The sequence below is a fragment of the Sporosarcina sp. G11-34 genome, from assembly GCF_026931025.1.
On record NZ_JAHNZW010000019.1, the window covers coordinates 1 to 13,503 of the forward strand.

At 41.9% G+C, this 13,503-nt stretch carries 13 protein-coding genes and 2 rRNA genes; 14 read left to right on the top strand and 1 reads right to left on the bottom strand.

The window, feature by feature from the left end:
• The 11 genes from KSU66_RS19020 to rsmI all read left to right on the top strand — a co-directional run.
• Positions 1–1,145, top strand: a 23S ribosomal RNA gene (locus tag KSU66_RS19020); the annotation flags it as partial.
• An 84-nt stretch (positions 1,146–1,229) separates the two neighbouring features.
• Positions 1,230–1,345: ribosomal RNA gene (rrf, locus tag KSU66_RS19025) — 5S ribosomal RNA — on the top strand.
• A 477-nt stretch (positions 1,346–1,822) separates the two neighbouring features.
• Complete coding sequence (locus tag KSU66_RS19030) at positions 1,823–3,259, top strand: aminotransferase class I/II-fold pyridoxal phosphate-dependent enzyme (RefSeq protein WP_269053044.1); 1,437 nt, start codon at positions 1,823–1,825, stop codon at positions 3,257–3,259.
• Between the two features lies 1 nt (position 3,260).
• Positions 3,261–3,893 carry a dTMP kinase gene (gene tmk, locus KSU66_RS19035; protein ID WP_269053045.1) on the top strand — a complete coding sequence of 211 codons (633 nt, stop codon included), beginning with the start codon at positions 3,261–3,263 and terminating at the stop codon, positions 3,891–3,893.
• 54 nt (positions 3,894–3,947) lie between these two features.
• Positions 3,948–4,277, top strand: coding sequence for a cyclic-di-AMP receptor (locus KSU66_RS19040; protein ID WP_269053046.1), 330 nt, complete (start codon positions 3,948–3,950; stop codon positions 4,275–4,277).
• Positions 4,278–4,380: 103 nt separating this feature from the next.
• Entirely contained in the window at positions 4,381–5,376 is a 996-nt protein-coding gene (gene holB / locus KSU66_RS19045) for a DNA polymerase III subunit delta' (protein WP_269053047.1), read from the top strand.
• Entirely contained in the window at positions 5,369–6,196 is an 828-nt protein-coding gene (locus KSU66_RS19050; RefSeq protein WP_269053048.1) for a PSP1 domain-containing protein, read from the top strand. Before holB ends, KSU66_RS19050 begins: the two co-directional genes overlap by 8 nt.
• A gap of 13 nt (positions 6,197–6,209) precedes the next feature.
• The gene (gene yabA / locus KSU66_RS19055) at positions 6,210–6,575 is read left to right on the top strand and encodes a DNA replication initiation control protein YabA (protein WP_269053049.1); all 366 of its coding nucleotides are present in this window, start codon (positions 6,210–6,212) and stop codon (positions 6,573–6,575) included.
• Positions 6,576–6,631: 56 nt separating this feature from the next.
• Positions 6,632–7,381 (top strand): tRNA1(Val) (adenine(37)-N6)-methyltransferase, encoded by a 750-nt coding sequence (locus tag KSU66_RS19060; protein ID WP_269053050.1) that lies wholly within the window; start codon positions 6,632–6,634, stop codon positions 7,379–7,381.
• The gene (locus KSU66_RS19065) at positions 7,365–7,652 is read left to right on the top strand and encodes a GIY-YIG nuclease family protein (RefSeq protein ID WP_269053051.1); all 288 of its coding nucleotides are present in this window, start codon (positions 7,365–7,367) and stop codon (positions 7,650–7,652) included. The genes KSU66_RS19060 and KSU66_RS19065 overlap by 17 nt, the downstream gene beginning before the upstream one ends.
• A complete protein-coding gene (rsmI, locus tag KSU66_RS19070) occupies positions 7,630–8,514 on the top strand; it encodes a 16S rRNA (cytidine(1402)-2'-O)-methyltransferase (RefSeq protein ID WP_269053052.1) in 885 nt (294 codons plus the stop codon). The genes KSU66_RS19065 and rsmI overlap by 23 nt, the downstream gene beginning before the upstream one ends.
• A 45-nt stretch (positions 8,515–8,559) precedes the next feature.
• Here the strand turns inward: rsmI and KSU66_RS19075 are convergent, their stop codons facing one another.
• Entirely contained in the window at positions 8,560–8,841 is a 282-nt protein-coding gene (locus tag KSU66_RS19075) for an AbrB/MazE/SpoVT family DNA-binding domain-containing protein (RefSeq protein WP_269053053.1), read from the bottom strand.
• Positions 8,842–9,116: 275 nt separating this feature from the next.
• On the opposite strand from KSU66_RS19075, the gene metG reads away from it, so the two are divergent.
• From metG to KSU66_RS19090, 3 genes are all read left to right on the top strand, one after another.
• Positions 9,117–11,078 carry a methionine--tRNA ligase gene (metG, locus tag KSU66_RS19080; protein ID WP_269053054.1) on the top strand — a complete coding sequence of 654 codons (1,962 nt, stop codon included), beginning with the start codon at positions 9,117–9,119 and terminating at the stop codon, positions 11,076–11,078.
• Between the two features lie 190 nt (positions 11,079–11,268).
• Entirely contained in the window at positions 11,269–12,036 is a 768-nt protein-coding gene (locus tag KSU66_RS19085; protein WP_269053055.1) for a TatD family hydrolase, read from the top strand.
• A 136-nt stretch (positions 12,037–12,172) separates the two neighbouring features.
• Complete coding sequence (locus KSU66_RS19090; RefSeq protein ID WP_269053056.1) at positions 12,173–13,429, top strand: G5 and 3D domain-containing protein; 1,257 nt, start codon at positions 12,173–12,175, stop codon at positions 13,427–13,429.
• Positions 13,430–13,503: the final 74 nt, after the last annotated feature.

A 13,503-nucleotide genomic window follows, 5' to 3' on the forward strand; every position in this document is an offset into this window, starting at 1 on the left:
ACACAGGTAGGCGAGGAGAGAATCCTAAGGTGATCGAGAGAACTCTCGTTAAGGAACTCGGCAAAATGACCCCGTAACTTCGGGAGAAGGGGTGCTCTGGTAGGGTGTTAAAGCCCGAGAGAGCCGCAGTGAATAGGCCCAGGCGACTGTTTAGCAAAAACACAGGTCTCTGCAAAACCGCAAGGTGAAGTATAGGGGCTGACGCCTGCCCGGTGCTGGAAGGTTAAGGGGAGAGGTTAGCGCAAGCGAAGCTTCGAACCGAAGCCCCAGTAAACGGCGGCCGTAACTATAACGGTCCTAAGGTAGCGAAATTCCTTGTCGGGTAAGTTCCGACCCGCACGAAAGGCGTAACGATCTGGGCACTGTCTCAACGAGAGACTCGGTGAAATTATAGTACCTGTGAAGATGCAGGTTACCCGCGACAGGACGGAAAGACCCCGTGGAGCTTTACTGTAGCTTGATATTGAATTCCGATGCAACCTGTACAGGATAGGTAGGAGCCTAAGACTCCGGAGCGCCAGCTTCGGGTGAGGCGTTGGTGGGATACTACCCTGGTTGTATTGGACTTCTAACCCATGCCCCTTATCGGGGCAGGAGACAGTGTCAGGTGGGCAGTTTGACTGGGGCGGTCGCCTCCTAAAGAGTAACGGAGGCGCCCAAAGGTTCCCTCAGAATGGTTGGACATCATTCGTAGAGTGCAAAGGCATAAGGGAGCTTGACTGCGAGACCTACAAGTCGAGCAGGGTCGAAAGACGGGCTTAGTGATCCGGTGGTTCCGCATGGAAGGGCCATCGCTCAACGGATAAAAGCTACCCCGGGGATAACAGGCTTATCTCCCCCAAGAGTCCACATCGACGGGGAGGTTTGGCACCTCGATGTCGGCTCATCGCATCCTGGGGCTGTAGTCGGTCCCAAGGGTTGGGCTGTTCGCCCATTAAAGCGGTACGCGAGCTGGGTTCAGAACGTCGTGAGACAGTTCGGTCCCTATCCGTCGCGGGCGCAGGAAATTTGAGACCCCTCGAGATGAGATTTCCCATTACGCAAGTAAGTAAGATCCCTCAAAGAAGATGAGGTTGATAGGTCCGGGGTGTAAGTGCGGCGACGTACGTAGCTGACGGATACTAATTGATCGAGGACTTAACCACTACAATTAAAAAGGTCTAGTTGGTTACAAACTTTAATACACTAATGTCTGTTTTATCCAGTTTTGAGCGAACAAGCTCAAAGAGTCTGGTGGCGATAGCGAAGAGGTCACACCCGTTCCCATACCGAACACGGTAGTTAAGCTCTTCAGCGCCGATGGTAGTTGGGGGTATCCCCCTGCAAGAGTAGGACGTTGCCAGGCACTAAAGAAGTCATTATCTTTATGGTAGTGGCTTTTTTTGTATTCAAAAAGTAGAATCGACGGTAGTTAAGCTCAAGTGCCGATGGTAGTTGGAGGCTAACTCCTATAAAAGTAGGACATTGCCAGGCACTTAAGTCATTACCAAATAGGTAGTGGCTTTTTTATATATATTGAATTTAAAAAAAACGTGTAAAAGTAGATACCTTCCCAATTTTATACGATTAGCAGTGTTAATTAGGTTGATTTTTGTTGCAAGCGGACGCGTTGCGCGGGCAAGGACCGAGCTGCTTCCTTCGAGGCGACTCCAGTGGGAATAGCGCGAGCTGAAAGCCCCGCGGGAACACAGTGACGAGGAGGTTGAAGCCGTGCCCACGGAAAGCGTCCCCCCGAAGCAGAAATCAACCTTTTTCGTATTTCAACACTAAATCTTCCGTTATGAAATTAACTCACATAGCTAAAAAAGGAAGTGGACTTTTAATGAAAAAACATAACAAGCCCCTAGTTCAAGCGTTAGTAAAATTCAAAGAATCAACCCCGATTTCATTTCATGTTCCAGGACATAAGAATGGAACTTTATCTGGATTACCTGTAGGTCTACGGTCGGCACTTCAATACGATTTCACTGAGCTTGAAGGCCTGGATGATCTACATGAGCCCGAAAGTGTATTGAAAATAGCGCAACAGAAGTTAGCGACTTTGTATGGAGCCAACAGAAGCTTTTTTCTTGTGAATGGGTCAACGGTCGGAAACTTGGCTATGATTTACGCAACATGCAGTGCTGAAGATGTAGTTATTGTGCAACGCAATGCTCATAAGTCTGTATTTCACGCAATTGAATTGACGGGGGCAATTCCAATATTCGTTATGCCATCATGGGATAACAAATCAGGGACGGTCGGAGCAGTGACGGCTATGCAGATTCAAGAAGTATTGGAGTTGCATTCGAATGCAAAAGCCGTTATTTTAACTTATCCTACGTATTATGGGGTTACCGGAACAAATTTGGAAGAAGTAATTAAGATTTGTCACTTACACGAAGTTCCAGTCCTTGTGGATGAGGCGCACGGGGCACATTTTGTCATAGGAGATCCGTTTCCACAGTCTGCCTTGGAAATGGGTGCCGATGTTGTTGTGCACTCAGCACATAAAACCTTACCCGCAATGACAATGGCTTCATTTTTACATGTGAAATCTAATTTAATAAGCCCCAAAAGAATTGCCCACTACTTACACATGTTACAGTCAAGTAGTCCATCTTATCTTCTTATGGCATCGCTTGATGATGCGCGAGATTATGCAGAAACTTATAATAAAGATGATAAAATAAATTTCGTGGAGCAGCGTAGTCAATTCATGAAAAGGCTTGAAGAAATACCAAGTCTTCAAATGATTGAAACAGACGATCCATTAAAACTCATTATACGTTCGAAAAACTGCTCGGGTTTTACTATACAAAAACGACTAGAAGCGGAAGGGGTTTACGTAGAACTTGCGGACCCTTTTCAAGTTTTGCTAGTCTTACCGCTATTAAAGTGTGAACATAATTACCCTTTCGAAGAAATAAGTAACAAGATTAGGAAAGCATTTGCCGGCGTAAACGAGTCGACGGACCTACAATTGACAACCGAGCCACTACTACTTGGTCAAGGTATTTCTAAATTGTATTATTCAAGTAAAGAACTTGAGGGTTTGGAAACCGAGTGGATTTCTTATAAAGCCGCTGTTGATTCGGTTGCCGCGGCCGCAGTTATCCCGTATCCACCTGGCATTCCACTTTTACTAGCGGGCGAAATGGTGACGAAAGAGCATGTACAGTCGCTTTCTACACTAATCGCACGGGGGGCAAAATTCCAAGGAGCAATTGACTTAAACAAAAAAGAAATAGTCGTAGTAAGAAGAGAAACGGAGGAATAACATGGTACAGAAAGGTATTTTTATCACGTTTGAAGGTCCGGAAGGTGCAGGTAAGACAACTGTTATTATGGAGTTGTATAAAAGGTTACAAAAAGAGGGGAAAACTGTTATTTTAACCCGTGAACCAGGGGGTATCCCAATAGCAGAAAAGATCCGAGCAATTATTCTTGATAATGAACATCAGGAAATGGATTCGAGGACGGAAGCGCTTCTATATGCGGCCGCAAGACGGCAGCATCTTGTAGAGAAGGTAATCCCTGCACTCGATGCCGGGGCGATTGTTTTATGTGATCGTTTCGTCGATAGTTCGCTAGCTTATCAAGGACATGGCAGAGGACTTGGTATGGAAGATGTTTTTTCAATCAATCAGTTTGCAATTGGAGATACAATGCCTGACTTGACAATTTTCTTTGATATTAGTCCCGAAGAAGGGCTTGAACGCATCGCGAAAAACAGTGATCGCGAACAAAACCGACTGGACAAAGAAAGCATTAACTTCCATAAGAAAGTTTACGAAGGATATATGGAACTTATCGAAAGTTATCCGGAACGAATCGTTACAATTGATGCACGTCCTTCAAAAAGGGATGTTACGGAAAATATTTGGAAAATCATTAGCACTCGGTTTATCTAATACAAGAATTCATGGTATAATGGAGAAAAGTAAGAAAACAGAGGAGAGATAATCGTGAAATTGATTGTTGCAGTCGTACAGGATCAAGATAGTAATCGGTTGTCCGCTGCGTTGACCAAAGCTGATTTTCGAGCAACAAAATTAGCAAGTACAGGTGGATTTCTCAGATCAGGAAACACGACATTTCTTATAGGGACTGAAGAAAGTCTCGTTCCGAAAGCGCTGGAACTTATCCGGGAAAATTGTCGTTCACGAGATCAGATGGTTGCACCAGTTTCTCCGATGGGCGGGAATGCCGATTCATATATTCCATATCCAGTTGAAGTTGAAGTTGGTGGAGCAACAGTATTTGTACTTCCTATCGAACATTTTCATCACTTTTAATCTTTTCGTTAAATGAAGGAATTGTAACAATTTATATACCCGAATCCCGTGATTTCTGTCTTAAAAGAAACACGGGTTTTTTGAAACATGGAGGTGTGTGTAATTGAAGTCCGAAGTTTTTAAAAATCAAAAAGTAGTTATAGATAGAATTTCGTCTATGTTTAAGAATAACAGAATTGGACACGCCTACTTATTTGACGGGGAAAATGGGACAGGAAAAGAAGTGATTGCACTGCATTTCGCTAAACTTCTTCTTTGTAAGGAACCCCAAAAGAATGTTCCATGTGAAACATGCAGTTCTTGTCGACGAGTCACTTCCGGAAATCACCCAAATATTACTTTAATTCGTCCCGATGGTCAAAATATAAAAAAAGAACAAATGTCTGATTTGATATTCAAAATGACTCGAAAAGGTTATGAACCGGGTAGAAAAATCTATATTGTTACTGCCGCGGATCGGATGCATGTTGCGGCTGCAAATACACTACTGAAATTTCTCGAAGAGCCGGAGGGCGATGTCACGGCAATTCTACTTACCAATTCCTATCAATCATTACTTCCAACTATTCAGTCACGCTGTCAACGTATTTCCTTTCTACCCCCTTCGCGAGAAGCGATGATAGCCGAACTTGAAGAAAAGGGAATAACTATGTCTATGGCGGCGACTGCAACGATGGTTACCGCAACTGTAAGCGAAGCGTTTGAACTAGCGAGCGGTGATCAATTTGCAAATATACGAAAAACAGTGTTAAAATTAGTTGAAGCATCAAATAGTAGCGTTCAAGATGCGCTGTTGTTCATTCAAACCGATTGGATACAAGTTTTGAAAGAAAAGGAAGAAGTCGATCGCGGACTTGATTTACTTTTATATGTTTATCGGGACATTGTAGCGATAAAAGCAGGGTTAAATTCCACCCCGGCTTACCCCGATCAAAAAGAACTTTTCGAAGGACTTGCAATGAGGATGACGTACAGTCGTCTGTCTGCGATAATGGAGACGGTGCTACAGTCGAAAAGACAATTGCACAGCAATATGAATCGCACGCTTCTTATGGAGCAATTGGTGCTCAATATGCAGGAGGGGTTACTTGTTGTATAAAGTAGTAGGTGTCCGTTTTAAAAAAGCGGGTAAAATATATTATTTCGATCCATTGGATTACGAACTCGAGGTAGATAATTATGTCATCGTTGAGACGGCCAGAGGAGTAGAATATGGGAAAGTAGTTATTAGTGCCAGAGAAGTCGATAAAAATGATGTCGTTCTGCCACTGAAGAAAGTCGTTCGCCCAGCAGAAATTGCGGACATAGAAAGAGTGGAAGAAAATCGACACGAAGCCGAACGGGCTTTTGAAACTGGCGTTGGTAAGATTGAAGAACATCAACTCGACATGAAACTCGTCGATGTTGAATATACGTTTGACAGAAACAAAGTGGTCTTTTACTTCACTGCAGAAGGCCGGATTGACTTTCGCAATTTAGTTAAAGATCTTGCTTCTATTTTCCGCACACGTATTGAACTGCGTCAAATTGGAGTTCGTGACGAAGCTAAAATGCTCGGAGGAATAGGTCCTTGTGGAAGAATGCTTTGTTGTTCTACATTTTTGGGGGATTTCGAACCGGTTTCAATTAAAATGGCCAAAGATCAAAATTTGTCGCTCAATCCATCTAAAATCTCTGGATTATGTGGAAGACTTATGTGCTGCTTAAAGTATGAGAACGATGATTATGAAGAAGCAAAAGCATTAATGCCTGATATTGGTACAAAAATCGATACACCAGAAGGCACGGGAAGAGTTGTCGGTTTGAACCTTCTTGAACGTCTTCTCCAAGTAAGTTTGAAGGAACAAGATCTTGTGATTGAGTATACGCTGGAAGAAATAATGGATCCTAAAAATAATATGGTTCATTTGATGAAATGATGAGGTGGGTTTGTTGAAAGAAGGAAACTTTCTGGACAGAATAATGGAATTCGAACAACAACTCGGATCCATGCATAAACAATTTCGTGACTTGATGGGATTCGTCGCCGAGATGACGGAAAAGAACAATTCGCTTCAACTTGAAAACCATCATCTGCGCAAGCGACTCGAAGAAATAGATGAACAAGTACAAAAATCAACAAAGAAACAGAAACAACAAGGAAAAAGATCACACACAATTGATGTTGGAGAAGGAGTCGACAACTTGGCCCGCCTTTACAACGAGGGCTTTCACGTTTGTAATGTCCATTACGGGAGTAGCCGTAAAGGAGAAGACTGTCTTTTTTGCTTGTCTTTTTTAAATAAACAAAACGTCTAAACTAAGCCGATCCTATTGTAATGTAGGTTTCGGCTTTTCTTATGGGAGGAATTAGTGTGAATGAACTATTAAAAGACGATGAACGACTTGATTATTTACTGGCGGAGGATTTGAGAATTATTCAAAGCCCTTCAGTCTTTTCTTTTTCGCTTGATGCAGTCTTGCTTGCCAGATTTGCATACGTTCCCATTCGATCAGGAAAGATTGTCGATCTATGCGCGGGAAATGGGGCAATCCCCCTTTTTTTAAGTGCACGAACAGGTGCAGAAATAACCGCTGTAGAACTTCAAGAACGTCTTGCGGAAATGGCAAAAAGAAGCGTCTATTATAATGGACTAGAAGACCGTATTCAAGTTTTAAATGATGATGTCATTGGGATTGCGTCGAAAATTGGTTATGATATGTACGATACGGTGACATGTAATCCTCCGTACTTTCCAGCACACAAAGCGAGCGAGAAAAACATAAGCGAGCATATGGCGATCGCCAGGCACGAAATTCATCTTACGCTTGAGCAAGCCATTCAATCGGCTAGTGAACTTTTGAAGCAAGGCGGTAAAGCGGCCTTTGTCCATCGTCCGGGACGCTTGCTTGATATCGTTACGGCGATGCGGGCAAATCGGATTGAACCGAAACGAATTCGATTTGTTTATCCGAAAGAAGGAAAACCCGCCAACACGCTTCTTATTGAAGGAACGAAAGATGGCAAGCCAGACTTGAAAGTATTACCTCCACTCTATGTGTACGGGGCGGATGGCGAATATACGGAAGAAGTGAGGCAGTTACTTTATGGAGAAGATAAGTGAACATGTATTTTACGTCCTTGAATGCGGCGATGGTTCGTATTACGCTGGATATACGAATGACTTAGAACGGCGTGTTCGTGTACATAATGATGGAAAAGGTGCGAAGTATACACGTGCAAAACGACCAGTACACTGTATATACCACGAGACGTATGGAACTAAACGTGAAGCGATGCAGGCTGAGTATAAATTTAAGCAACTTAAAAGAAACGAGAAAGAAATCCATATTGGAAAGGGGAAAAGTCTGAATGAAATCACAAAAGAGTGCTGAATTAGGTGGCGGAAAACTGTATCTTGTTGGAACACCCATTGGAAACCTCGAAGACATAACGTATCGGGCAATTCGCATCTTAAAAGAAGCAGATGTAATCGCTGCGGAAGATACACGTAATACGATTAAGTTATGTAATCATTTTGAAATTAAAACACCGTTAATAAGTTATCATGAGCATAATATAGAAGTTGGCGGGGACAAAATCTTGGCCTTTCTTATGGAGGGAAAAGATGTAGCGCTTGTTAGTGATGCCGGTATGCCGTGCATATCCGATCCCGGCGTGGATATCGTATCAAAGGCGGTCCACGAAGGGTATGACGTTGTACCTGTACCTGGCGCGAATGCAGCTATTACGGCACTTGTTGCTTCTGGAATTACCCCACAGCCATTCCTGTTCTATGGTTTTTTATCACGCAATAAAAAGGACAGGCGTATCCAGTTGGATTTGTTGAAAAGACGGCAAGAAACATTAATTTTGTATGAGGCACCCCATAGATTGAAAGAAACGCTAAGTGCACTACGCGAACAACTTGGAAGTACGCGCCGCATTGTCCTAGCTAGAGAGCTGACAAAACGTTTCGAAGAGTTTTTGCGTGGAACGCTTGAAGAAGCGGTTAATTGGGCAGAATCGAATACTATAAGGGGCGAGTTTTGTATTATTATTGACGGTAGCGATGGAACTATAGAGGAAGAGCAAATTATTTGGTGGAAAGATTTGTCTTTATATGATCATGTAACAGCTGTAATGGAAAAAGAGGGGATTCGCTCGAAAGATGCAATTCGCGAAGTAGCGAATGCCCGTGGAATCGGTCGACGGGAAGTTTATAATGCATATCATATCGAAAGTGAAAATGAATAAAAAAATCCGGAACGGCAGTCCCGCTCCAGAAGGATGTTGAATTACTCATTGATTTTTCAAGTTGTTTTGAATTTCTTCGATTAATTGTTGTGCACCCTCGGGGCTTAAAATTAGTTTACCACCAATCAGACTTAAGTTATCGTCTGAAACATCGCCCGTAATTGAGCAAGTCATATTCGGCATATATTTTTTCAAGATAATTTTATCTTCATCAACGTAGATTTCTAAAGCGTCTTTTTGTTCAATTCCTAACGTACGACGTAACTCGATTGGAATAACTACACGTCCAAGTTCATCTACTTTTCTTACGATACCAGTTGATTTCACGAGATCAATCTCCTTTCCAAATGTGGTGTTCGACAAAGTACGACATGGTTCGCTCTGTCTAATGTATCATACCAAGTCTTCCAATTAACGTCAATGGAATAAACCCAAAATTATGATAAAAACAATAATGATTTTATTCATTTACAACAATTGAAAGTAGTGTACAAGATAATCGGTAATATCGGTGGCAATGCTCTTGTTTAGGTTATTTCATTGTATCGTTCTTGATATTTCGATAGAATAGAGATTATATATTAATATTGGAGGAGTTTTTCGTGACTAAAGAGAAAGAAACATTTTATATTACCACGCCAATTTATTATCCTAGCGGAAAATTCCATATCGGAACAGCTTATACGACTGTAGCTTCGGATGCGATGGCGCGTTACAAGCGTTTACGCGGTTACGATGTACGTTTCTTAACCGGGATGGACGAGCATGGCCAGAAAATACAGGAAAAAGCGGATGAGGCGGGTCTGGCGCCACAGAAGTTTGTTGACGGTATAGCAGAAGGCGCAAAAAAGGTGTGGGAAACAATGGATATTTCCTACGACGATTTTATACGTACGACGGAAGATCGCCACAAGGCAGGGGTTGAAAAGATCTTCAAAAGATTCCTCGACAATGGTGATATTTACAAAGGGGAGTACGAAGGTTGGTATTGTATACCTTGTGAATCGTATTTTGGCGAAGCCCAACTTGACGATGGAAACTGCCCAGATTGCGGACGCCCTGTCCAAAAGGTAAAAGAAGAATCGTATTTCTTTAATATGAAAAAATACGCGGACAGATTATTGAAATATTACGAAGACAACCTTAAATTCATTGAACCAGAATCACGTAAAAATGAAATGATTAATAACTTTATTAAGCCAGGTCTTGAGGATCTCTCTGTTTCTCGGATGTCATTCGACTGGGGTATTAAAGTACCTGGAGATCCGAAGCATGTGATTTACGTCTGGGTTGATGCGTTGACAAACTATATTACAGCACTTGGTTACCAATCTGATGACGATTCATTGTTCAACAAGTATTGGCCAGCCGATGTACATGTAGTTGGGAAGGATATTGTTAGATTCCATACGATTTACTGGCCAATCTTCCTTATGGCTTTGGATTTACCATTGCCGAAGAAAGTATTTGCACATGGCTTTATCATGATGAAAGACGGTAAAATGTCGAAATCGAAAGGAAACGTTGTGTACCCGGAAATGCTTGTTGAACGGTACGGTCTGGATGCAACAAGGTACTTCCTTCTTCGAGAACTGCCGTTTGGACAAGATGGTGTATTCTCTCCAGAAACATTCGTTGAACGAACGAATTATGATCTTGCGAATGATCTTGGTAACTTACTAAATCGAACAATTTCTATGATCAATAAATATTTCGAAGGTGTAATTCCGACTGAAGGGCTTGTACCAACTGAATATGATACAAGTTTGACGGACTTCATTACAAAAACAGTTGGAAAATACGAGTCCTCTATGGAAGATATGCAGTTCAGCATTGTCTTAGGTGAGTTATGGGCGCTGATTTCTCGAACGAACAAGTATATCGATGAGACATCACCTTGGGTACTAGCAAGGGATGAGAAGGACCTTGGGCAGCTTGCGTCTGTTATGGCAAATCTTGCGTCTTCGCTACGGCATATCGCGGTACTTCTGCAACCGTTTATGACTAAATCACCTAAACAAATTGTCGGTCAGCTTGGACTAGACGAAAGTTTGCTTAGCTGGGAGACGCTTGGTGATTTCAATGCGATACCCAAAGGAACAAAAGTGATTGAAAAAGGTATACCTGTTTTCCCGCGCTTAGATCCAGAAATTGAAGTCGTTTATATTCGCGATCAAATGGCTGTATCTGCGCCAGACGAGGAAAAGACAAAGCCGGAGCCGAAATCGGAACCAGCGAGTGAAGAAATCACAATCGATGATTTCATGAACGTAGATTTACGTGTGGCAACAGTAATTGCATGTGAAAAGATTCCAAAAGCGGATAAACTGCTGAAACTTCAACTAGACCTTGGCTATGAGCAAAGGCAAGTTGTTTCAGGAATCGCAGAACATTACGAACCTGAAGCGTTAATAGGCGAAAAGGTTATTGTCGTCGCAAACTTAAAGCCGGTTAAATTACGGGGTGAACTGTCACAAGGTATGATTTTGGCAGGACAGTCGGACGGTATTTTAAAACTTGCAACAGTCGATTCAGCGCTTGAAAATGGCGCTCAAGTAAAATAACTTAAACTATGAAACAGTGGCGGCGTCCCTTTATTGGAAACGCCGCTTTTTTATTTATATCCGCTCTGAATTCAACATGATTAATCCTATTATTTCAATAAAACTTTAAACTGTAACACTCCTGTAATATAAATGCGGGGAAAGTAACAATGGACTGCAATATAATAAGAGAACCTTAAGGAGAGAGAAAATGTATATAGATACCCATGTACACTTAAACGCAGATCAATACGAAAATGACGTCGATGAGGTAATTTCACGGGCTTTTGAAGCAGGCGTTGAAAAAATGATTGTTATTGGTTTTGATCGGAAAACAATTAACAAAGCGATGGAACTTGTAGAACAGTATCCGTTTATATACGCAGTTGTCGGGTGGCATCCGGTTGATGCAATTGATTGCACAGAAGAGGATTTGGAGTGGATTGAATCCTTGGCCAAACATCCGAAAGTCGTCGGTATCGGTGAAACCGGACTCGATTATTATTGGGATAAGTCACCGAAGGACATTCAACAGGAATTGTTCAGAAAACAAATCCGGCTTGCTCAAAAAGTTGGTTTGCCCGTTATTATTCACAATCGTGACGCTACGGCGGATGTTGTTCGAATATTGAAAGAAGAAGAGGCGGAGAAGTCGGGAGGAATCATGCATTGTTTTAGCGGTAGCGTAGAAACAGCGAAAGAATGCATTGCCATGAATTTTATGATTTCACTTGGAGGGCCAGTAACATTTAAAAATGCCAAAATGCCGAAGCAAGTCGCAACCGAAATTCCACTGAAGCATTTGCTTATTGAAACGGATGCACCGTATTTGACACCACATCCGTACCGTGGAAAAAGAAATGAACCAGTCTATGTCACCCTTGTGGCAGAAGAGATTGCAAGGCTTAAAGGGTTGCCAATCAAGGAAGTAGCAAAAAAGACAACGGAAAATGCGATGGAAATTTACAATATTAAATAATTAATAGACTGAAAAAATTTCCGTACTTTGGACTAAAGGTACCTTTCTAAGTTTGCTATTATTCTAATTCGAAAGAGTTGACACTCAGAAAAGTAACCTATATAATCACACGAGTGATGAAGGAGGAGTTTTTTTCATGTCAAATAGATTCATGAAAAGTCTATTCTTGGGGTCATTGAGGAGTAAAGGGATAGCGTTAACTGTCATTTCGTTTATGCTATTTATCACTGTAATTTCACTCGTTTTCTACGAAGGAACAAAGAAAACGGTTCTTTTAGATGCGAATGGTGAAGAACTAGAAATCAAGACACACGCAAATACAGTTGGCAAACTACTTTCCGAACAAGAAATAGTAGTTTCCGAAAATGATATAGTAACACCCCCAATGAATACACCAGTTGAAGAAGGTCTATCAATTAACTGGGAACAAGCAAAACAAGTTGCAATATTAGTTGACCAAGAGATTACATCTCTATGGACAACACAAAGTAATATAGATGAAGTGTTGGAAGAAGCCGGTATTGAAATTTCCGAACACGATCGCGTAACACCTAGTCTGAATGAGCAACTAGGAGTCGATCAAATCATTACCATTGAAAAAGCGTTTCAAGTTGTGCTGAACGATGGTGGAGAAGAGCAAAGTTTCTGGTCCACTTCGATTACAGTCGCTGACTTTTTAAAAAGGGAAAACATTCAGTTGAATGAACTTGACCGATTAGAAGCGCATATAGAAGAACTTATTATGCCGAATTCCGTGGTCAATATTGTCCGTGTGGAAAAGGTTACTGATGTAGTAGAGGAATCTGCAAACTTCGCAACTGAAACACGTACTGATTCTTCTTTACTTAAAGGTCGAGAAAAAGTCGTCCAGGCGGGAGAAAACGGAACTGTTTCACGGAAGTTTGAAGTTCTTAAAGAAAACGGGACAGAAGTTTCCCGCAAAATGCTTGAAGAAAAAGTAATTAAAAAACCACAGAAGAAAATTGTAGCAATTGGATCGAAGATAGCAGTAGCGAGTGCAAACACAAATACAAAAGACAATACGAGTGCAGCGAAATCGAACGTCAGTGTATCCCGTAATAATAATTCAGCACCTTCGGGTGGCAAAGAGTTTTACGTGACCGCTACGGCGTACACGGCAGGCTGTAACGGGTGTTCAGGAATTACTGCCACAGGTATTAACTTAAATGCGAATCGGAACTTGAAAGTGATTGCTGTTGACCCAAGTGTCATTCCCCTAGGCTCAAAAGTATGGGTTGAAGGTTATGGCCATGCAATTGCAGGGGACACAGGCGGCGCGATTAAAGGGAAGAAGATTGATCTTCATGTACCAACTAAAGAAGCGGCTTATAAGTTTGGAAGACGCCAAGTTAAAATCAAAGTTCTAAATTAATGACTATCCGTAGGACGATTATGTGTCCTACGGATTATTTTGTTTTTTTATAATACGCCTTTTAGGGGAGTCTT